The following is a 21,289-nucleotide window of genomic DNA, read 5'->3' as shown; positions in this document are numbered from 1 at the left end:
TACCAGGTGGGTGAAGACACCACCGAGGACGGGAGTGACGGCGATGAGGGTGCAGCGCAGGCACGTGCTGGCGGCGAGCGTGGCGGTGCTCGCCGCGGCGGGTGTGGCGGTGGGGACCAGCTTCGGGTTCGCCGACACGGCCCCGGCCCGGTCGTCGGTCTGCTCCGGCTCGGTCACCTTCTCGGCGGAGGGCGGGGCGCCGGCGGCGACCAGCGACCGGTTCCCGGTGGGTACCCGGCTGCGGGTGACGAACCTGGACAACAACCGGGCGGCCACGGTGACGGTGACCGGCCCGTCGGGCAGTTGCGTGCTGCTCAACGCGGCGGCCATGGAGCTGGTGCGGGAACCGGGGAAGAACGTGATCCGCCGCAACGTGGTGGAACGCGTCGACGGCGCCGCGCCGCCCGCCGGCGCTCCGGCCCCCGGCACGGTCCGCCCCGGCGCGGCGTCGCCCGGCGCGCCCGGACCGGCGCCCCGGTCGGCGTGCACCGGGGCGATCACCTTCTTCGAGGAGGCGGCCGGGCCGGCGGCGACCAGCGGGCAGTTCCCGGTGGGTACCCGGCTGCGGGTGACCAATCTGGACAACAACCGCTCCACCACGGTGACGGTGACCGGCCCGTCGGGCAGTTGCGTGCTGCTCAACGCGGCGGCGATGGATCAGATCCGCGAGCCGGGCAAGAACCTGGTGCGCCGCAACACCGTCGAGGTGCTGCGCTGACGTCGGCGGAGGGGCCCGTGCACCGGGCCCCTCCGCCGCCCAGCCGCCCAGCCGCTCAGCGGAAGGCGGCGTCGAGCAGGTCCGCGCCCCGGTTGAGCTGGGCGTCGGAGATCACCAGCGGGGGTAGGAGGCGCAGCACGTTTCCGTACGTTCCGCAGGTCAGGGTGAGCAGGCCCGCGGCGTGACAGGCCGCCGAGATCGCCGCGGTGGCGACCGGGTCGGGGGTGAGCGTGGCCGGCAGCACCAGCTCCACGGCGAGCATCGCGCCCCGGCCGCGTACCTCGGCGACCCGTGGATCCCGTTCGGCGATGGCCCGTAGCCGGGGGACCAGCAGCGATTCGATCCGTCTGGCCGCCCCGACCAGGTCCAGCTCGTGCATGGTCTCGATGGTGGCGAGCGCGGCGGCGCAGGCGAGCGGGTTGCCGCCGTACGTGCCGCCGAGCCCGCCCACGTGCACCGCGTCCATCAGCTCGGCCCGACCGGTCACCGCGGCCAGCGGCAGGCCACCGGCGATGCCCTTGGCGAGTGTCACCAGGTCGGGTTCGACGCCCTCGTGCTGGCAGGCGAACCAGTCGCCGGTCCGGCAGAAGCCGGTCTGGATCTCGTCGGCGACGAAGACCACCCCGGCCGCCGTCGCCCAGGCACGCAGCGCGGGCAGGAAACCCGGCGCGGGTACGACGAAACCACCCTCACCCTGGATCGGCTCGATGAGTAGCGCGGCGACGTTCTCCGCGCCGACCTGCTTCTCGATCATCTCGATCGACCGAGCTGCGGCCTCCGCTCCGGAGAGCCCACCGTCGCGCAGCGGGTACGACATCGGCACCCGGTAGATCTCCCCGGCGAACGGCCCGAACCGGTGCTTGTACGGCATGTTCTTCGCGGTCAACGCCATCGTCAGGTTGGTCCGGCCGTGGTACGCGTGGTCGAACACCACCACCGCCGGTCGACCGGTGGCGTGCCGGGCGACCTTCACCGCGTTCTCCACCGCCTCCGCGCCGGAGTTGAACAACGCCGAACGCTTCTCGAACCCGCCCGGCGTCAGCGCGTTGAGGTGCTCGCACACCGCCACGTACGACTCGTACGGCGCGACCATGAAGCAGGTGTGGGTGAACCGCTCGACCTGCGCGCGGACCGCCTCGACCACCTTCGGGGCGGAGTTGCCGACGCTGGTGACGGCGATGCCGGCGGCGAAGTCGATCCACTCCCGGCCGTCGACGTCGGTGATCGTCCCGCCGGCAGCACTGTCCACGTAGGACGTGATGACGCTGCCGACGCCCCGGGCGACGGCGTCGCCGCGCCGCTTGTGCAACTCCTCCGAACTCGGCATGGGTTCAGCCCTCGATGTTGTGCATGACGTGCTTGATCCGGGTGTAGTCCTCCAGGCTGTAGACCGACAGGTCCTTGCCGTGCCCGGAGTGCTTGAAGCCACCGTGCGGCATCTCCGAGACGAACGGGATGTGCGTGTTCACCCAGACGCAGCCGAAGTCGAGCCGTCGGGTCATCCGCATGGCCCGGCCGTGGTCCTTGGTCCAGACCGAGGCGGACAGGCCGTAGTCGACGCCGTTGGCCCAGCGCACCGCCTCGTCCTCGTCGGTGAAGCGCTGCACGGTGATGACCGGACCGAACACCTCGTCCTGGATGATCTCGTCGGCCTGCCGCAGCCCGGAGACCACGGTCGGCGCATAGAAGTAGCCGCGCTCGCCGTGGCGGGACCCACCGGTCTGGATCGCCGCGTGGTCCGGCAGCCGGTCCACGAAACCGCTGACCCGGGCGAGCTGGTTGGCGTTGTTCAGCGGGCCGTAGAGCACGTCGGCGTCGTCCGGCCCGCCGGTCTTCGTGGTGCGGGCCTGCTCGGCGAGCGCCGCCACGAAGTCGTCGTGGACGCCCGGCCCGGCCAGCACGCGGGTGGCCGCCGTGCAGTCCTGCCCGGCGTTGAAGTAGCCACCCAACGCGATGGCCTCGGCCGCCGCCGCCACGTCCGCGTCGTCGAAGACGACCACCGGGGCCTTGCCGCCCAGCTCCAGGTGGGTCCGCTTCAGGTCGGGGGCCGCCGCGGCGGCGACCTCCATGCCCGCGCGGGTCGAGCCGGTGATCGACACCAGCTGCGGGGTCGGGTGCGACACGAGGGTACGACCGGTGTCCCGGTCGCCGCAGACCACGTTGAACACCCCCGGCGGGAAGAACTCGGCGGCGATCTCGGCGAGCAGCAGCGTCGACACCGGGGTGGTGTCCGACGGCTTGAGCACCACGGTGTTGCCGGCGGCGAGCGCCGGGGCGATCTTCCAGACCGCCATCATCAGCGGGTAGTTCCACGGCGTGACCTGCGCGCAGACGCCGATCGGCTCCCGCCGCACGTACGAGGTGTGCCCGGCCAGGTACTCCCCGGCCGAGCGACCCTCCAGCATCCGGGCGGCACCGGCGAAGAACCGGAACTGGTCCACCGCCGGGGGAAGCTCCTCATCGGCGGTGAGCTGCCGGGGCTTGCCGGTGTTGCGCACCTCGGCGTCGACAAGTTCGGCGGCGCGCGCCTCCACGGCGTCGGCGAGCTTGAGCAGCGCCCGCTGCCGTTCGGCGGGGGTGACCTCCCGCCAGCTCTCGAAGGCGGTGGCGGCGGCGTTCATCGCCGCGTCCACGTCGGCAGCCCCGGAGACCGGGGCCTGGGCGAACACCTCACCCGTGCAGGGGTCGACCAGATCGGCGTAGCCGCCGTCGGCCGGGTCGACGTAGGAGCCGTTGACGAAGTTGCGCAGCTGCTGCTGGTCACTCATGAGGGTTCACTCCGAGGGGGCCGGGGGCGCGGTTCTGCGGCGGTTATCGCAATCTCTCTGCCATCTTCGCTACCGAATTCGCGGCAGACAAGGGTTATCGCGACTGTTTCCGTCGGCTGATCGCTCGGCTACGCTGCTCGGCGTGGAGCCCGCACCCTTCTTCGTCGCCTCCCGACCCGCCGCCGGCGAGGGTGAGCTGACCGTCCACCACCCGTACGACGGCCGCCCGGTGGGGCGTACCACATTCGCCACGCCCGACCAGGTCGCCGCCGCCGTCGCCGCCGCGGTCGGGGTGGCCGCGCACGCCGCGGCCCTGCCCGCGTACGCCCGCGCGGCGGCCCTCGACCACGTGTCCCGGCGGCTCACCGAACGCGCCGCCGAGATCGCCGCGCTGATCACCGCGGAGAACGGCAAGCCGCTCAAGTGGGCCCGCGCCGAGGTCGGTCGGGCCGTGTCGACCTTCCGGTGGGCAGCCGAGGAGGCCCGACGCTTCTCCGGGGAGCTGCAACGACTCGACACCGACCCGGCTGCCGGCGGGCGGATCGCGCTGGTCCGGCGGGTGCCGAGAGGCCCCGTGCTGGGCATCACGCCGTTCAACTTCCCGCTCAACCTCGTCGCCCACAAGGTGGCGCCGGCCATCGCCGTCGGCGCGCCGATCATCGTCAAGCCCGCGCCCGCGACGCCCCTGACCGCGCTGCTGCTCGGCGAGCTGCTGGCCGAGACCGACCTGCCGGCCGGGATGTTCTCGGTGCTGCCGCTGCCCAACGACCGGGCCGCCGAACTGGTCACCGAACCCCGGCTGCCGGTGGTGTCGTTCACCGGTTCCGGTCCGGTCGGCGCGGCCATCCGCCGCGCCGCGCCGCAGAAACACGTGACGCTGGAGTTGGGCGGCAACGCCGCAGCGGTGCTGTGTGCGGACTGGGCCTCCGACGAGGACCTGGACTACGCCGCGCAGCGCATCGCGACGTTCGCCAACTACCAGGCCGGCCAGTCGTGCATCGCCGTGCAGCGGGTGTACGTGCACCACGCCCGCTACGCCGACTTCCTGCCCCGGCTGGTGGCCGCCGTGCGCGGGCTGCGCACCGGCGACCCCGCCTCCGAGGTGACCGACGTCGGGCCGATGGTGTCCGAGGACGCGGCCCGCCGGGTCGAGACGTGGGTCGCCGAGGCCGTCGCCGCCGGCGGCACCGTCGAGGTGGGCGGCCTGCGCGCAGGTGCCACCTACCCCCCGACCGTCCTCACCGGCGTCCCGGCGGACGCCAAGGTCGTGGCCGAGGAGGTGTTCGGGCCGGTGCTGGTGGTCGCCCCGGTCACCGACGACCAGGCCGCGTTCGCCGCGGTCAACGATTCGGCGTACGGCTTGCAGGCCGGCGTCTTCACGCGGCGGCTGGACGTGGCCTTCGCCGCCGCCCGCGCGCTGGAGGTGGGCGGGGTGATCGTCGGCGACGTGCCGTCGTACCGCGCCGACCAGATGCCGTACGGCGGGGTGAAGGGCAGCGGCGTCGGCCGGGAAGGGCTGCGCAGCGCGATGGACGACTACACCGAGCCCCGGGTGATGGTGCTGACCGACCTCGCGCTCTAGGAGGCGGCCCCGCGCCGGGCTAGTCGGCCTGCCAGGTGCCGTCGTCGCTCACTCGGGCGGGGGCGCGGCCGAGCAGCAGGGTGGTCAGCGCGGCGTCGACGGTGTCGCCGAGGAACCACTCGCCGGCCTGGTCGAGCGCGAACACCCGGCCGCGCTCGTCCACCGCCAGGATGCTGTCCTGCTGCTCGGTGCCGATCGGGAAGAGGCGCACGCCGAGCACCGCGCCGAAGTCCGCGAGAGTGTCGGCGGTGTGCGCGATGGCGTGCGGACGGATGTCGAAACGCGAGATCCACACCTGCTCGCCCCGGCCGCGCCGCGCCCCGACCAGGCTGGGGAACGCGGTGAGCGCCTCCACGGCGGCGGGAAAGACCTCGTGCCGATGGTCTCGCCCCGGCACCGACGTGACGTCCCGTACGGCGGCAGCGGCCATGATCTGGTCACCGATGTGTGGTCGCCACCCGGCCGCGACCAGCGCGTTGGCGACCGCCGGGGGAAAGCGCCCAGGGTCGGGATCCGGGGCCTCCGGCGCGGTCCAGGTCTCGGTGAAGGCGCGCGCCGCCTCCGGCAGGACGTTCGCCCGGACCAGGAAGGCGACGCACGAGTCGCAGGGCCGTTCGGCCGGCCCACCAGCGGGATCACCCGGCTCACGGATCCGGAAGACCTCGAAGCGGGCGTTCCCCAGGAGCGCCGCCGCCTCGGCCCTCCCCATCGGAGCGATGCCCTCGGCGGCGCGGCGGTGGTCGTACTCGTGCAGGACGTCGGAGACCACGATCAGCTCGGCGTGAGCCTCCCCGCCGCGCACCAGCTCGCCGGGGGGCAGCTGGGCCAGATAGTCGCGGACCAGCGGGTGGTGGTTGAGTGGCACCTCGGCCCTCGTGCCCTGGGCCGTCCAGATCCGTCCGTCGATGGTCAGGTGCGCGGCGGTGTTCGGGGTGACGCCCCGGCTTATCTCCCGCAGCAGCACCGTCGACGGGTCGACGGTGCGGGGCGCTGTCGGCCCGTCGGGCTGGCTACGCCGGTACATCTCCGCCACCACGGTGCTCGGCACCCGGGGCCAGGTGGTGACAGTGCCGGTCTGCTTGTCGATGACCGTCGTCGGCAGGTCGCCCGGCACCGTGCGCACCTCGCCGGGCACGACGGACGTGATGACGTAACCCAGGTCGAACTCGTCGACCATCGCGCTGCACTCGTGGCCGAGCCGCTGCGAGTCGCGGCGGGCCCAGGTGGCCGCGAGCTGCTCGGCCTGTTGACGGTCGATCACGCATTGAAACTACCGGACTACACGGATCGATGGCAGCCGGTATCGTTTCGCTCTACCGACGGTGACGGGAGGGGCGGCGGTGGACGCACAGGCGGACCGGGACGTCAATCGCGAGCTACGGGCCCGATTCGACGACATCTATGGGCAATACCAGCAGCTCAGGTCCGGTTTGGACACCCTTCAGGCGCGGCTCGAAGCGCTGCGGGTGACCCGGCGGTCGGCCGACGGGCAGGTGACGGCGACCGTCGGCGCGCAGGGCCAGTTGATCGAGGTCGAGCTGACCACCGCCATCTACCGGGACCGGGACGCCCTGGTGCTCGGCCGAAAAATCACCGAAACGATCCGGGCCGCCGCGACCGCCGCCGCCGACGCCACCAGCGACCTCGTCGCCGAGAGCATGCCGGCCGGCTCCGGGGCCATCGACTTCCTCAGGACCGGCGACTACGCCGCGCTGCTCGGTCGGGCCGACGCCGTGCTCCGCAAGGGTGAGGCGACGGCATGACCGACGGGCAGCTCTGGCTCGATCCGTCCCGGGCCCGCCGGGGCGGTGCCGACCTGGCGCTCGCCGGCGAGGCGGTGACGGCCCGTCGTGCGGCGGAAGGGGGCGCCATCGAGGCCGCCAGCGGTGCCCGGCCGTGGGGGCGCGACGACATCGGCAACGCCTTCGAGCGCAACTACCGCGGGTTCGAACAGACCGTGCTGCGCGCCTGGGCGGGCGTCGGGCACCGGCTCACCGAGCTGGGCGGCGATGTGGTCCAGTCCGTCGACGCGAGCGTGCAGACCGACGCCGCCAACGCCACCCGCCTCGGTCGGGCCGCCGACCGGCGCTGACAACCGGCGATCTGAGATGAGCGTGCTGCCGAGCCCCATCCCGCACCCACTGGACCACGCTCCGTGGGACGTGCCCGGCTGGATCTACGAGGCCCTCGACTGGGTGGTCGGCGTGCAGTGGCCGGAGGGCAACGAGCGGGCCGTGTGGGACGTCGCCGACCAGTGGTACGCGGTCGCCTCCGTGCTCGCCGGGCCGCACGCCGACGCCGCCACGGCCGCCGCCGAGGTGCACAGTGGATACGGCGGTGTCGGAGCCGTCGGCGTGGCGTTCGAGGCGGCCTGGCGCAGGCTCGCCGAGGACACCGACGCGCCGCTGCCCGTACTGCTCGCCGTCACGGCCGACCTGGGCCGACTGGTCGAGGAGTGCGGGTGCGACATTGAGGGCGCCAAGCTGGAAGTCTGGATCGAGCTGGGCATCCTGGTCATCGAGCTGCTCACCGTGGCGGTGGCGGCGGTGCTGACCGCCGGCGCCGCAACCCCGGCCGCCGGCGCGGCGATCACCGCCACCCGGCTGCTGGTTCACCAGATCTTCAAGCGGCTGATGGGCCAACTGGCCAGCAAATCCCTCAAACACGGGCTCAAGGAGGCCGGCGAACGGGCCGCGAAGGAGGTCGCCCGAGGGGGCGCACGCGGGTTCGCCAAGCGGGCCGCCCGCGAAGGGCTGGAGGAGGCCACCGAGGAGGCCGGGGTCACCCTGGCCACCCAGGCGTACCAGAACTCCACCGGCCGGGCCCACGGCCTGGACCTGACCGATCTCGGTGCCTCGGCGGTCGGTGGGCTCGCCGGCGGGGTGGTGGCCCCGCTGGCCGGCCTGGGCCGGCACGCGACCGGGCGGGCGGCGCGAGTCGGGGAGCACCTGGGGCGGGAGATGACCGGCGAGGTGCTCGCCGAGGGGGCGGCGAGCCTGGCCACCGGTCAGGGCCTGACCTCGATGGAGGACGTGGCGCGCGCCGCCGCGTCCGGGGCCACCGGTTCGGCGACCGGCCAGACCGACCACGCGCTACGCGCCCGGCTCGACGCCCAGGCGAATGCCCTGGTGGGAGCGTCGCTCGCTGGTCCATCCCTCCCGTCGGCGCTGCCCGATGCGGAGGATGTGGCCTCTGCGGGGGCGTCCTCAGTGGGGGCTGCGTCTGCGGCGGCGGAGGTCCCGTCGGCGGTGGGGGCTACTGAGACCGCGGAGGTCCCGTCTGCGGTGGGGGCCGCATCTGCGACGGCGGGGGTGCCGTCTGCGGTGGGGGCCGTGTCCTCGGCGGCTGCCGATGGTGTGGCTTCGGGTGGTCTGAATACGGCTGGGGTCGTACCCGTGCAGGCCACGGAGACCGTCGACGTGTCGTCGCCGGACCAGCCGGCTGCGCCGACGTCCCCTGGCGCCGAGCAGTCGTCGGCGTCACCCGTCACGCCCGACGGGCAGACGTCGGCACCGGTCCCGGTCGGTGTGGTGCCCGAGATGGACTCGTCGGCGCTGTCGACCGAGGCGGCGCCGTCCACTGCCGCGCCGGTCGAGGAAAGAGTGGGCCTACCGCACCCGGCCACGGCCGACCCCACGCTCTCGGCCGCGCCGGTTGCCGTCCCTGTCGAATCGAACAGTGGCCCGGCTGCCACCGGTGGATCCCCGCCGCACCCCGGCAACTCGCCGCACGTCACTCCCTCAGGGCCGACCGCCTGGTCTCCGACGACCGGCCCTTCCGCGCCGACGCTCACTCCCGGCCTCGCGACGCCGGTCACCTACGGCGTCCCGAGCACCGCCAACCCGTCGCCGCCGGTCGCCCCCACCCCGGCGGTGGTGGGTCGATCCGTCGTGCCGCCGCGTGCACCGACGCGGGAGACACCGGCACCGGTGCGCGCACCCGAGCACCCGGCCCGGGGAAGGGCGTCGGTCCCCGTCGACGTGGCCGCGTTCGGTGAGCCGTCGGTGCAGGATCCCGACCCCGACGACTCGTACGCGGCGCAGTGGGCCGCCGCTGCGGAAGCCGCCGAGCGGCGGCGCTACCAGGAGCACTACGAATCACTGCGCATCGAGTTCGAGACCAACCGCCGGCAGACCGAAGCCGCCCGCCTGCGTACCCGTGCCGTGGAGCACGATCGTCGCACCGTCGAGTACGCCACCTACGCCCGACAACTGCACCAGGCCGGCAACCGGCTCTGGGCCGACGGCTGGCAGCGCGCCGCGAACGAGGAGGCCCGCGCGTACTCCGAATGGCGTGACCTGGCCGACGCGGTGCTGGCCGGCAGCGCCGCCCCGTCGGTGGTGGACATCAGCGCCACCTTCGAGTACGCCAACCGGGACGTGGGCGCGCTCGCGCTCGGCGCGGTGGAGACCGCCGGCCCGTCCAGGCTCACCGGCGACGACGATCCGCCGCCGATCGACGACTCCCGCCCGTACGGGCAGCCCGGAGGGCTGCGTCCACCGCTCGCCCTGCACCAGGTCGACGTGGAACGGCAGATGCCCCGCGAGCCGGACGGCACCGTCATCCGCACCGCCGACCCCCGGCAGGGCGGCTGGTTCCGGCTCCTCAACGACGGCGGTCCCGCCGCCGACGCCACCCGGGGCATCAACTGCCTGGACTGCACCCTGTCGCTCTTCGAGACCTGGGTGCACGGGCGACCCCGCGTCTCGGCACCGCGCACCTTCGACGGCTACCTCGACGGCGACATCAGGCGTCCCATCCGTGGCGAGGCAGGCGGCCCCGGCCGGGTCGAAGACGTGACCGGCGGGCGCTTCCAACAACTCGTCGCCCCGACGTCCGGCCAACCAACGGACGCAGCGCAGGCGCGGCAGGCCGTCGACCGGGGCTACCGCAACCTGCACGACCAACTGCTGCTGGGCGGCCACGGCAGCTACTCGTTCCTGGTCACCGAGTGGGCACACGGTGGTTCGCACGCCTGGGTGGCGCTCAACCAGAACGGCACGATTCTCTACGTGGACCCGCAGAACGGCGCGGTCCGGGACCGGCCGCTCTACCCGGACGTGGTCGGCATCGACGCGCTGGTGCTGAGCGGGGACGGCCGACCGATGCCGCTCGGCGGCCTGCCCCGGGGCCGGTTCAGCGAACGGCCCGACCTGCCGGATCACCCATCGACGTACGACGACGGCGGGCACGGTGACCCGTACATCAACCGGATGTACCTGCTCCTCGACGGCCCTGGCTCGGCGCAACACCCGGACAGGCCAGCCGGAGATCCGACTGCGGCACACGAACTGGGTGATCCAGCCGACGAGCTGGCGCAACTGACCGCAGGCGAGCTGGCCGCTCTGACCGAGCTTCGGCAGCGCGCCCTGATGGCCGCCGATCGAGTCGAAGCGGCTCTAGATCAGGTCGGGCGTAACGTGACAGAAACCCTGGGTCTCGAAGAGCCGGTGCAGTTGCGCGACCGCGCCGCTCGCGTCAAAGGGCTGGGTTCGCTGGCACGTAAGTTCGTCGATGAGGCGCGCGGCTCGAACATTGGGGTTGAGGAGTTTTCCCAGACGGTGAACGACGTCCTCCGGTTCCTGTTCGAGATGCCACCCGGGGTGAACTACCTGCGGGGCGTTCAGTTGGTGCTCGCGGGCCTCACCGACGCGGGATTCTCCGTCCCGAGGTCGGATCTCAAGAACTTCTGGCGGGCGGGTAACAGGTTCTACGGATTCAACTGCACCCTTCGCACTCCCGACGGGCTCCTCGTCGAACTGCAGTTGCACACACGTGACTCGCGGGAGGCGTGGATGCGGACCCACGGCGACTACGAGATCCTGCGCCGGGTCTCGAACCGGCCGGAGGAGCATGTGCACGCCATCCTGCGGATGCTTGCGGCGAACCGTGAGCGCCGGATGTCGGAGTCCGTACCGGACGGCTTGGCCGCAGAGTTCCCGACGAAGGACGCGAGCTTTGCCAAGTGGTTGAGCCAGAGCGGAGATGCCTGGCCGAAGTATCGGTCGTGGCTCGACCGTCAAGGGATCAGCTTTTCCCAGGTAGTGCACGATTTGGGCTTGAGCTCTTCCGATTTCCCTATTGCGGCGGACGTCGTCACCAAGTTGGAGAAAGAGATTGTTGACGTATTACGTGATCTACCGGAATGACGAGAGGGTCGGAGGACCAGCCGGGCTCTTCGTCATGGACGTAGGCGCAGGCAACGCGATCCTCTGGGATCACCGCAGCGGACGCTGGGCCTTCGATCCAGCGCTCGTCGTGCGTTTTGTCAACGACTATCGAAACATGGACCGTTTTGAAACCGTTGATCGGGCGACGGCCGAGAGAGTGGCTGAGACTGTCAGCGGGGGTCGTGCGCTGCCCGACGAGGACGACATCCGAGCCATGTTCGCGCCCGACCCCAGCGCGGGTGGCCCGCAGCCATCCGGTCGACAGTGATGGGTGTACGAACAGGCAGTCGAGGCGGGCCGGGATCCCGGCCGACAGCGGTGCGCATGGGTCGGGCGGTGGGTCGAGGGGGTCGTGCCGAGTGAGGGCTTGCCTGACGGTGCGTCGTCCGGCTGGAAGCCGCGTTCGGTAGGGTAGGGCCCTGGCGGCGCCGAATAAGATCGACGCATGGCGAAATCTGGCACGAAGGGCATCAGGTCGACTGTCTGGGCCTGGCCGGTCGGCATCCTGGTCGGCCTGGCTATCGGCATTCCGGTGTTCGGGGCGAAGGGTGGCGTCGCCTTCGGTGTCGCCACCGGCATCGTTGTCGCGCTCGGCCTGGGTTTGATCAGGGGTCGGGCCGACGGTGACAGTGCCCGGGGCGGCCCGCACGGCAGGGCTGCCGGAGGTGGCGGCGATGCGTCGGGTCGAGGGTGATCGACTCCGGTTTCTTGAAGTCGGGGCATCCGGGTCCGGGGGATAACCCGACTTTCGTGATGTCGAGTGGATCATGGCGGGCCGCGCGCGCAGCGGGCATGCCGCAGGCAGCGGGTATGCCGCAGCCAGCTCGCACGGCGCGCGTGGGGGCAGTGGCGCCGGGCAGTGTTGCCGAGGCGGTGGCCGTACAGGAGGAGTTGCGGCCGCTGGTGGACCTGGTCGGGCCGGGGCCGAGCGCGCCCGCGACGGTGGCCGGCCTGGACGTCGCGTACGCCGAGGGTGGTGACCTGCTGGCGGCGGCCGTGACGGTCCTGGACGCCCGGACCCTGGCGGTGGTGGACTCCGCTGTCGGCGTGGGGCGACCCGCGTTCGACTACGTTCCGGGGTTGTTCGCGTTCCGTGAGGTGCCCGCGTTGCTCGGTGCGCTCGACCGCCTGACCACCATTCCGGACCTACTGGTCTGCGACGGGCACGGGCTGGCCCATCCGCGCCGGTTCGGGCTCGCGTGCCACCTCGGGGTGGTCACCGGGTTGCCCGCGATCGGGGTGGGCAAGACACCGCTGGTCGGGACGTGGGATCCGCCGTCCGCCGAGCGGGGTTCCTGGTCGTCGTTGCGGGACGGTGGTGACGTCGTCGGTCGGGTGTTGCGGACCCGGGACGGGGTGAAGCCGGTCTTCGTCAGCGTCGGGCATCGGATGAGCCTGGAGAACGCGACAGCGCAGGTGCTGGCGTTGACCCCGCGCTACCGCCTGCCGGAGACCACCCGCACCGCCGACCGACTGTGCCGCGACGCCCTCGCCGAGGCGGAGCGGGCCGGCTGACGCCGGGAGCAGCCCGGCCCGTCGGGGCGGAGCGGGCCGGCTGACGCGGAGGCAGACCACCGGGCCGGAACGGGCCGGCTGACGCCCGGACTGATCGGCTGATCGGCTGGTCAGCGGGGTTGGCGGGCGGGTGCTAAACCGTAACGCCGCACACATCCGGGCCGCTCTATGACCGATGGGGTGGGCCGGCCGGTAGTAGCCTGACCTGCGGACCCCACCCGGGGAGGACGGCGAGGTGATCATGACAGTGCGTCGACGCGCGGCACGGCTGGCGACGGTCTGCGGTCTGGCAGGCGGCCTGGTGCTGCTCGGTGCGTCGCCGGCGCTGGCCGACGAGGACTCGGTCCGGGTGGGCGCGGCCAGCAGTTTCGCCGCTGGTGGTTCCGCACAGGGGGTGAACGTCGCGGTGCGCAAGCGCACCGACGGGTGCGTCCTGCTGCGTACCGCGCTGGGCTTCACCATGGAGGGTCTTCAGCCGAACCAGGTGAAGGTCCAGGTCAACGCGGGCGGGCGCTGGTTCCCGGTGGCCGTCAGCGGAGGCGGCGGCAACGTGTCGACCGCGCAGACGTCACCAGCGAAGCCGACGCTGTGCAAGGGCAAGGGCATCACGGTGCGCTACCGGGTGGCGTTCGCTGCGGGTACGCCGGGCGGCCGGCTCGTGGTCACTGGTGCGGGCATCAGCGCGGCCGGCCAGACGTTGGGTCACGCCACCGACGCGGCGCGGCTGACCGGCGCGCGGGTCACCCCGTCGCCGACTCCGTCGCGGTCGACGAAGCCGACGCCCACCCCGAGCCCGTCCGAGGTCGCGACCGTCGACGAGGCGGTGAACCCGGCGGTGTTGTCCAGCGCGCCGAACACCAGGGCGACCGCCGCCGAATCGTCCGGAGGAGGTTCACCAGTGATGTTCATCGGCATTGTGTTGGTGGCAGTCGGACTACTGCTCATCGTGCTGCTGATCCGTCGCTCGCGGCAGGACCGCAAGCCGTCCGACGACGGGCCGGGCATCCTGCCGGGCAACCCCGGCGGCACCACCTACCGCGCCGGGGGTGGGTTGCCGGCCGCGCCCGGTCGCCCCGGTCAGGTGTACGGCCAGCAGCCGCCGGCCGCCGGTTGGGGTGCGGTGCCCGCACCGCGTCCCGCTACCGGCGGCGTCTACGGTGCCCGGCCGGAGACCCCTGCCGCGCCCCCGGAGGCGACGCAGCCGATGCCGGGCCGGCCCGACGGTCGGCCGTTGCCCGGTGACCCGCCCACCGACGGCGGGGGCCACACCGTGTTCATACCCCGGCTCCCCGGCTGAGCGGAGTACGACCCGCCCCCTCCGTTAGGCTCAGGATCGGTGTCTAACCTGCGGCCAAGGAGTGGAACACGTGTCTGATCTGTCCCAGATCGTGAAGGCGTACGACGTCCGCGGGACGGTGCCGGACCAGTGGGACGAGCGGGTCGCCGAGGCACTGGGAGCCGCGTTCACCCAACTACTCAACTCCACCGACGAGCCGGGCGACGCAGTAGTCGTCGGGTACGACATGCGGGGCACCTCGCCCGGCCTGGCCGCCGCCTTCGCCACCGGCGTACGCGCCGAGGGGCGTTCGGTGATCGAGATCGGTCTCGCCTCCACCGACCTGCTCTACTACGCGTCCGGCTCGCTCGACCTGCCCGGCGCGATGTTCACGGCCAGCCACAACCCCGCGCAGTACAACGGCATCAAGATGTGCCGCTCCGGTGCCCGCCCGATCGGCCAGGAGAGCGGTCTGGCCGAGATCCGGGACCGGGCCCAGGCCATGCTGGACTCGGGTGACGCCCGTCCCGCCGGTGCGCCCACCCGGCCCGCCGAGCGGCGCGACCTGCTTCCCGACTACGCCGGTTACCTGCGCAAGCTGGTCGACCTCTCGGGCATCCGCCCGTTGAAGGTGGTCGTCGACGCCGGCAACGGCATGGGTGGCTTCACCGTTCCGACAGTGCTGGGTGACGCCGCCCTGTCGCCGCTGCCGCTGGAGATCGTGCCGCTCTACTTCGAGCTGGACGGCACCTTCCCCAACCACGAGGCCAACCCACTGGACCCGGCGAACCTTGTCGACCTGCAGCGTGCGGTGGTCGAGCACGGGGCCGACATCGGCCTGGCCTTCGACGGCGACGCCGACCGGTGTTTCGTGATCGACGAGCGCGGCGAGCCGGTCTCACCGTCGGCTATCACCGCACTCGTCGCCGCCCGGGAGCTGGCCAAGCACCCCGGATCCACGGTGATCCACGGTCTGATCACGTCCAGCGCGGTCGCGGAGATCATCCGCGAGCACGGCGGGAAGCCGGTCGTCGCCCGGGTCGGGCACTCCTTCATCAAGGCGGAGATGGCCCGCACCAACGCCGTGTTCGGCGGCGAGCACTCCGCGCACTACTACTTCCGGGACTTCTGGTTCGCCGACACCGGCATGCTGGCGGCGATGCACACGTTGGCGGCGCTGGGCGAGCAGTCGTTGCCGCTGTCCGTGTTGGCCGGTGAGTACGAGCGCTATACCGCCTCCGGTGAGATCAACTCGACGGTGTCCGACCAGGCGGCTGCCGTGGCCGAGGTGCGCGCCGCGTACCCCGACGCGGTTGCCGACGAGATGGACGGGCTCACCCTGCGTTTCCCCGACGGCGCCTGGTTCAACCTGCGCGCCTCCAACACGGAGCCGCTGCTGCGGCTCAACGTCGAGGCGCCGACCCGGGATCGGATGGTCTCGCTCCGGGACGACGTGCTCGACCGCGTTCGCCGATAAGATCGCCTGCGCCGGTCGGCACCGCCGTCGGTGAAGCCGCACACGTGGAAGGAGCCGTGCCATGGCCCTGGATCCGCAGTTGCTCGAGATCCTTGCCTGTCCGGACACGCACCACGCCCCGCTCAGCTATGACGCCGAGGCGCAGACGTTGACCTGCACGGAGTGCGGTCGGATCTTCGAGGTCCGCGACGACGTGCCGGTGCTGCTGCTCGACGAGGCGCGCGGCGGCCCCGGGCAGCCCTCATGATCGACGGTACGGCCGGGGTCAGCGGACGCCGCGACGCCGACGAGGCCCTGCTCGACAACGCGCAGGCGTTGGCCGAGGCCGACCCGGGCGGCATGCTCCGGCACACGGCGTCGGCCGGCGCGCAGGTTCGGGAGAGCGCCGCGCTGGCGGCCGAGGCGAACCTTGCCGTGCTCGCCGACGACGGGCGGCCCCGAGCCGTCGTGATCGCCGGCATCGGCACGGCGGGGCGGACCGGGGACGTGCTGGCCACTGTCGCCGGGCCCCGCTGCCCGGTCCCGATCATCGGGCACCGCTCCGCTGGCGTACCCGGCTGGGTGGGCGCTGCCGACGTGGTGATCGCGGTGAGCGCGTCCGGACGGAGCCCGGAGGCGCTCGGCGCCGCCGAGGCGGCCCACCGTCGTGGTGCCCGACTCGTCGCCGTGGGTGCCCCGGACTCGCGGTTGCAGTCGATCGCCGAGCAGGCCCGGGCGCCGTTCATCCCGGTGCCCCGGCGTGCCCCGGCCCGGGCCAGCCTCTGGGCGCTCACCGTGCCGGTCCTGCTCGCCGCCCGTTCCCTCGGGCTCGTGAAGGTCAACGAGGCGGACCTGGCGGAGACCGCGGCCCGGCTCGACGCGGACGCGGACCGCTGCCGGTCCGCCGCCGAGTCCTTCGTCAACCCGGCGAAGTCACTGGCGCTGGGTCTGGCCGGCTCGATCCCGATCGTGTGGGGTTCGTCCCCGCTGGCCACGGTGGCGGCCCGCCGCTTCGGCGACACCCTGTCGGCCAACGCCCGCTACCCGGTGGTCACCGGGGCGCTGGGTGAGGCCGGGCGGGGTCGCGTCGGGCTCCTCGACGGCGTCTTCGGCGGCCTGGCCGAGGGGGAGCGGGACATCTTCGCCGACCCGGCCGAGGACGACGGCGAGGGCACCCGGCTGAGGCTGGTGCTGCTGCGTGACGGCGGGCTCAACGCCGAGGACGACACCGACGAGCCGCTCGCCGTGGAGGAGCGCCGCGCGGACGCGGTGCAGACCCTCGCGGAGCGTCGTGGCGTGCGCTGCGACGTGGTGACCGCCGAGGGCGGTTCCGCCCTGGAGCGGCTGGCGTCACTGATCGCCGTCCCGGATTTCGCCTCGATCTACCTTGCGCTGGCCCACGGGCTGGACCCGATGGCCGTTCCGGCCATCACCGAGATGAAGGAGCTGTCGAACCAGTGAACGAACGTAGGGGGCGGCACGCCATGCGCGGACCGGTCGGCTTCGTGTCGCGAAGCGGAGCGGTGGCATGAGCGCCAACGGTGGGACGAAGGCGATCGTCGCCGCCCTGCTGGCCAACGTCGGCATCGCCGTCACCAAGTTCATTGCGTTCCTGCTCTCCGGCTCGTCGTCGATGCTGGCCGAGGCGGTCCACTCGGTCGCCGACTCTGGCAACCAGGGCCTCCTGCTGCTCGGCGGCAAGCGGGCGAAGCGGGCGGCCACCCCGGAACACCCGTTCGGGTACGGCCGGGAGCGCTACATCTACGCGTTCATCGTGTCCATCGTGCTGTTCAGCATCGGTGGCCTGTTCGCGCTCTACGAGGCGTACCACAAGTGGCATCACAAGGGCGGCATCGAGTCCTGGCAGTGGTTGCCGGTGGCCGTGCTGGTGGCCGCGATCATCATGGAGTCGTTCTCGTTCCGGACCGCCATCAAGGAGTCCAACCAGATCCGGGGCAACCAGTCCTGGGTGCGTTTCATCCGTCGCGCCAAGGCGCCGGAGCTTCCGGTGGTGCTGCTGGAGGACTTCGGCGCGCTGATCGGCCTGGTGTTCGCCCTGTTCGGCGTCACCATGACGCTGATCACCGGTAACGGCGAGTGGGATGCCGCCGGCACCGCGATGATCGGCATCCTGCTGGTCGTGATCGCGGTCGTGCTCGCCATCGAGACGAAGAGCCTGCTGCTCGGTGAGGGCGCCGAGGCGTCCGACGTGGCCGCCATCGAGCGGGCCGTCACCGACGGCCCCGAGGTGGAGCGGATCATCCACATGAAGACGCTCTACCTGGGCCCGGAAGAGCTGATGGTGGCCGCGAAGATCGCCGTGCCGGAGTGGGAGAGCGCCCACGACCTGGCACGCGGCATCAACGCCGTCGAGGCGCGGATCCGGGCCGCGGTGCCGATCGCCCGGGTGATCTATCTGGAGCCGGACGTCTACAGCGTCGCTGCCGCCAAGGCCGGGACCGGTGCCGCCGCCGACACCGCCGTGCCGCAGCCACAGGACGCGTCGGGCGAGGCGGCCGGGCGGCCCGGGGGCTGACGGGTGGAGCCACTGTACGGGCCGATCCGGGACTACGCCTGGGGTTCGCGCTCGGCCATCGCTCTCCTCCAGGGGCGCTCGGTGCCGAGTGCGGGCCCGGAGGCGGAGCTGTGGTTGGGGGCGCACCCGGGCGCCCCGGCCCGCGTGGATCGCGCCGGTCTGCGGGTGAGCCTCTGTGATCTGGTGCGGGACGAGCCAGGTCAGTGGCTCGGTCAGCGGGTGTCCGAGCGGTTCGGCAGTCGGCTGCCGTTTCTGCTCAAGGTGCTCGCGGCCGACGCCCCGCTGAGCCTGCAGGCCCACCCGGACGCCGAGCAGGCGCGGGCCGGCTTCGCGGCGGAGGCGGGGCGTCCCGAGGGGCAGCGCAACTACGTCGACCCGCACCACAAGCCGGAGTTGCTGGTCGCGCTCACCCCGTTCGAGGCGCTGTGCGGGTTCCGGGATCCGGCGGAGTCGGCCGAGGCGCTCGCCGCGTTCGGCGTACCGGCGTTGGCGCCGGTGGTCGCCGCGTTGCGGGCCGGGCCGGCGGGGCTGCGGACGGCGGTGCGGACGCTGCTCGGCTGGCCGGTCGCCCAGCGTCACGAGCTGCTGGCCGCCGTGGTGGCGGCTCCGGCCGACGGCCCGGACGCGGAGTTGGTCCGCCGGCTGGCCACGGCGTACCCGGGGGATCCGGGCGCGCTGGTCGCGTTGCTGCTGCACCACGTGCGGCTGGTGGCGGGGGAGGGGATCTGGATGCCCGCCGGCAACCTGCACGCCTACCTGAGCGGCTGCGGAGTGGAGATCATGGCGGCCAGCGACAACGTGTTGCGCGGCGGCCTGACGCCGAAGCGGGTGGACGTCGACGAGCTGTTGCGGGTGTTGCGTTTCGAGGTGCTCGACGATCCGGTGCGGGCCCCGGAGACGGTCGGTCCGGGCGTGGACTGGTGGCCGGTCCCGGTGGACGATTTCGCGCTGCACCGGGTGCGGGTCGACGCGGCGGTGCCCTCGGTGTCGCTGCCGCTGCCCGGCCCCCGGGTGGTGCTCTGTGCTGGCGGCTCGATCACCGTGGACGACGGGGCCGGCGCGTTGACGCTGGTCTCCGGTGAGGCCGCGATCGGTACGGCGTCCGGTGCGCCGTTGCGGATCGACGGTGCCGGTATGGCGTACGTGGCGACGTCCGGGCTGCGCTGACGCGCTCGCCGGCGACGACACAAGTCCGACTTTCCCGGAATAGCTTGACGTCATCCTGGCTGAGTGTGACTCTATGAGTACGCAGCGTTATCGCGACGACGGTCCGAGAACGTGCGGGGGAAACCAAACCGGGGGGATGCACGGGGCGGGCGGGAGATGGCGGGAAGGTCCGTCCATCACCGACCGCCCCGTGCGCTGTCCGCGGACCGTGCCTGAGGCCCGTCGCCAACGCGCGTAAGGTGGAGGGTCGGCGCAGACATCGTTCGACAGGAGCTTTCATGACCAGCACCCTCCCGGCGTCCGCCAGCGGCACGCCGTCCGAGGCCCGGCCGAGCACGCTCGCGGACGGCGACTTCAAGGTGGCGGATCTGTCGCTCGCCGAGTTCGGGCGTAAAGAGATCCAACTCGCCGAGCACGAGATGCCCGGCCTGATGGCGATCCGTCGGGAATTCGCCGAGGCGCAGCCGCTCGCCGGCGCGCGGATCACCGGCTCGCTGCACATGACCATCCAGACCGCCGTGCTGATCGAGACGCTGGTCGCGCTCGGCGCGCAGGTGCGCTGGGCGTCCTGCAACATCTTCTCCACCCAGGACCACGCCGCCGCGGCGATCGTCGTCGGCCCGAACGGCACCCCCGAGGCGCCCGCCGGGGTCCCGGTGTACGCCTGGAAGGGCGAGACCCTGCCGGAATACTGGTGGTGCACCGAGCAGGTGCTCGACTGGCCGGACGGGCAGGGTCCCAACATGATCCTCGACGACGGCGGCGACGCCACCCTGCTGGTGCACAAGGGCGCCGAGTTCGAGCGGGCCGGGGCGGTCCCGCCGGTCGAGTCCGCCGACTCCGAGGAGTACGCGGTCATCCTCGAACTGCTGCACCGCTCGCTCGGCGAGGACAACCAGCGCTGGACCCGGATCTCCACCGGCATCAAGGGCGTGACCGAGGAGACCACCACCGGCGTGCACCGGCTCTACGAGATGCACCGGGCGGGCACCCTGCTCTTTCCGGCCATCAACGTCAACGACTCGGTGACCAAGAGCAAGTTCGACAACAAGTACGGCTGCCGGCACTCGCTCATCGACGGCATCAACCGGGCCACCGACGTGCTGATCGGCGGCAAGATGGCGGTCGTCATGGGCTACGGCGACGTGGGCAAGGGCTGCGCCGAGTCGCTGCGCGGCCAGGGCGCCCGGGTCGTGGTGACCGAGGTGGACCCGATCTGCGCGTTGCAGGCGGCGATGGACGGCTACCAGGTCGCCACGCTGGACGACGTGGTCGAGCAGGCCGACATCTTCATCACCGCCACCGGCTGCTTCGACGTCATCACCAACGAGCACATGGCCCGGATGAAGCACCAGGCCATCGTCGGCAACATCGGCCACTTCGACAACGAGATCGACATGGCCGGGCTGGCCAAGCGTTCCGACGTCGAGCGGATCAACATCAAGCCGCAGGTCGACCTGTGGCGCTTCGCCGACGGGCACGCCATCATCGTGCTCTCCGAGGGTCGCCTGCTGAACCTGGGCAACGCGACCGGGCACCCGAGCTTCGTCATGTCGAACTCGTTCGCCAACCAGACGATCGCCCAGATCGAGCTCTTCACCAAGACCGAGGAGTACCCGATCGGCGTCTACGTGCTGCCCAAGCACCTGGACGAGAAGGTGGCCCGGCTGCACCTCGGCGCGCTCGGCGCCAAGCTGAGCACGCTGACCAAGGAGCAGGCCGACTACCTCGGCGTCTCCCAGGAGGGTCCGTTCAAGCCGGACCACTACCGCTACTGATCGACACGTTCGGACCGGGTCGGCTGTTCGCAGCCGGCCCGGTTCGGCGTCTCCGCCGCCGGTCTCGGCGGGTCAGCGTCTCTGCCGTCGGCTCTCGGCGGGTCGGCCTTTCCGCCGCCGGCTTCGGCGGTCAGCCTGAACGGGGGCCGCGCCGGGTGGGCCGGAACCACGTCCAGACGCACCAGACCAGCCAGCCGACCGACACGATGGTGGCGAGCGCGCGCAGGCGTAGCGCGCTGAGCACCAGCACCACGGCCAGCACCGCCAACCACGGCAGGAATCCCCTCACGGCGGGGATCCTTCCACAGCCGACCGGCCACCGG

19 protein-coding genes are annotated in these 21,289 nt (G+C 72.2%); 15 read left to right on the top strand and 4 right to left on the bottom strand.

The annotated features are described in order from the left end of the window. Positions 1-43: 43 nt before the first annotated feature. The gene (locus IF22_RS0112810; RefSeq protein WP_030331563.1) at positions 44-718 is read left to right on the top strand and encodes an RlpA-like double-psi beta-barrel domain-containing protein; all 675 of its coding nucleotides are present in this window, start codon (positions 44-46) and stop codon (positions 716-718) included. 55 nt (positions 719-773) lie between these two features. Here IF22_RS0112810 and gabT read toward each other — a convergent pair whose 3' ends face one another. Both gabT and IF22_RS0112800 read right to left on the bottom strand, forming a co-directional pair. Further along, entirely contained in the window at positions 774-2,045 is a 1,272-nt protein-coding gene (gene gabT / locus IF22_RS0112805; RefSeq protein WP_030331561.1) for a 4-aminobutyrate--2-oxoglutarate transaminase, read from the bottom strand. Positions 2,046-2,049: 4 nt separating this feature from the next. Beyond that, on the bottom strand, positions 2,050-3,486 hold the full coding sequence (locus IF22_RS0112800) for a gamma-aminobutyraldehyde dehydrogenase (RefSeq protein ID WP_030331559.1): 1,437 nt from the start codon (positions 3,484-3,486) through the stop codon (positions 2,050-2,052). A 142-nt stretch (positions 3,487-3,628) separates the two neighbouring features. On the opposite strand from IF22_RS0112800, the gene IF22_RS0112795 reads away from it, so the two are divergent. Further along, positions 3,629-5,068, top strand: coding sequence for an aldehyde dehydrogenase family protein (locus IF22_RS0112795; protein ID WP_030331558.1), 1,440 nt, complete (start codon positions 3,629-3,631; stop codon positions 5,066-5,068). A 19-nt stretch (positions 5,069-5,087) separates the two neighbouring features. Here IF22_RS0112795 and IF22_RS0112790 read toward each other — a convergent pair whose 3' ends face one another. Further along, positions 5,088-6,329, bottom strand: a complete 1,242-nt coding sequence (locus IF22_RS0112790) for an SUKH-3 domain-containing protein (protein WP_030331552.1) — start codon at positions 6,327-6,329, stop codon at positions 5,088-5,090. 79 nt (positions 6,330-6,408) lie between these two features. Between IF22_RS0112790 and IF22_RS0112785 the strand changes: the two genes are divergently transcribed. The 13 genes from IF22_RS0112785 to ahcY all read left to right on the top strand — a co-directional run bounded on the left by IF22_RS0112785 (position 6,409) and on the right by ahcY (position 20,966). Then, positions 6,409-6,831, top strand: coding sequence for a YbaB/EbfC family nucleoid-associated protein (locus tag IF22_RS0112785; RefSeq protein WP_030331550.1), 423 nt, complete (start codon positions 6,409-6,411; stop codon positions 6,829-6,831). Beyond that, entirely contained in the window at positions 6,828-7,160 is a 333-nt protein-coding gene (locus IF22_RS0112780) for a hypothetical protein (RefSeq protein ID WP_030331548.1), read from the top strand. The genes IF22_RS0112785 and IF22_RS0112780 overlap by 4 nt, the downstream gene beginning before the upstream one ends. A 16-nt stretch (positions 7,161-7,176) precedes the next feature. After that, the gene (locus tag IF22_RS36150) at positions 7,177-11,217 is read left to right on the top strand and encodes a toxin glutamine deamidase domain-containing protein (protein WP_081883811.1); all 4,041 of its coding nucleotides are present in this window, start codon (positions 7,177-7,179) and stop codon (positions 11,215-11,217) included. Beyond that, on the top strand, positions 11,189-11,506 hold the full coding sequence (locus IF22_RS34985) for a hypothetical protein (protein WP_156057520.1): 318 nt from the start codon (positions 11,189-11,191) through the stop codon (positions 11,504-11,506). Before IF22_RS36150 ends, IF22_RS34985 begins: the two co-directional genes overlap by 29 nt. A 177-nt stretch (positions 11,507-11,683) precedes the next feature. After that, positions 11,684-11,932: a hypothetical protein gene (locus IF22_RS34980; RefSeq protein ID WP_156057518.1), complete on the top strand. Its 249-nt coding sequence runs from the start codon at positions 11,684-11,686 to the stop codon at positions 11,930-11,932. Positions 11,933-12,048: 116 nt separating this feature from the next. After that, positions 12,049-12,753 carry a deoxyribonuclease V gene (gene nfi / locus IF22_RS0112770; protein WP_051708435.1) on the top strand — a complete coding sequence of 235 codons (705 nt, stop codon included), beginning with the start codon at positions 12,049-12,051 and terminating at the stop codon, positions 12,751-12,753. A 241-nt stretch (positions 12,754-12,994) separates the two neighbouring features. Then, on the top strand, positions 12,995-14,050 hold the full coding sequence (locus tag IF22_RS0112765) for a hypothetical protein (protein ID WP_245233618.1): 1,056 nt from the start codon (positions 12,995-12,997) through the stop codon (positions 14,048-14,050). A gap of 70 nt (positions 14,051-14,120) precedes the next feature. Next, positions 14,121-15,506 (top strand): phosphomannomutase/phosphoglucomutase, encoded by a 1,386-nt coding sequence (locus IF22_RS0112760; protein ID WP_030331541.1) that lies wholly within the window; start codon positions 14,121-14,123, stop codon positions 15,504-15,506. Positions 15,507-15,567: 61 nt separating this feature from the next. Further along, complete coding sequence (locus tag IF22_RS0112755; protein ID WP_030331539.1) at positions 15,568-15,753, top strand: Trm112 family protein; 186 nt, start codon at positions 15,568-15,570, stop codon at positions 15,751-15,753. Then, positions 15,750-16,946 (top strand): SIS domain-containing protein, encoded by a 1,197-nt coding sequence (locus tag IF22_RS0112750; RefSeq protein WP_030331537.1) that lies wholly within the window; start codon positions 15,750-15,752, stop codon positions 16,944-16,946. Before IF22_RS0112755 ends, IF22_RS0112750 begins: the two co-directional genes overlap by 4 nt. 67 nt (positions 16,947-17,013) lie before the next feature. Beyond that, on the top strand, positions 17,014-18,021 hold the full coding sequence (locus IF22_RS0112745; protein ID WP_030331530.1) for a cation diffusion facilitator family transporter: 1,008 nt from the start codon (positions 17,014-17,016) through the stop codon (positions 18,019-18,021). Between the two features lie 3 nt (positions 18,022-18,024). Continuing rightward, the gene (manA, locus tag IF22_RS0112740) at positions 18,025-19,188 is read left to right on the top strand and encodes a mannose-6-phosphate isomerase, class I (protein WP_030331528.1); all 1,164 of its coding nucleotides are present in this window, start codon (positions 18,025-18,027) and stop codon (positions 19,186-19,188) included. A gap of 278 nt (positions 19,189-19,466) precedes the next feature. Then, the gene (gene ahcY / locus IF22_RS0112735) at positions 19,467-20,966 is read left to right on the top strand and encodes an adenosylhomocysteinase (RefSeq protein ID WP_030331527.1); all 1,500 of its coding nucleotides are present in this window, start codon (positions 19,467-19,469) and stop codon (positions 20,964-20,966) included. Between the two features lie 130 nt (positions 20,967-21,096). On the opposite strand, the gene IF22_RS35390 is transcribed toward ahcY, so the two are convergent. Continuing rightward, the gene (locus tag IF22_RS35390; RefSeq protein ID WP_167337298.1) at positions 21,097-21,255 is read right to left on the bottom strand and encodes a hypothetical protein; all 159 of its coding nucleotides are present in this window, start codon (positions 21,253-21,255) and stop codon (positions 21,097-21,099) included. Positions 21,256-21,289: the final 34 nt, after the last annotated feature.

The organism is Micromonospora parva (assembly GCF_000718515.1).
Lineage (GTDB): Bacteria > Actinomycetota > Actinomycetes > Mycobacteriales > Micromonosporaceae > Micromonospora > Micromonospora parva.
Note: the sequence above shows the minus strand (reverse complement) of the source record. Positions and strands in the feature narration are given on the sequence as shown.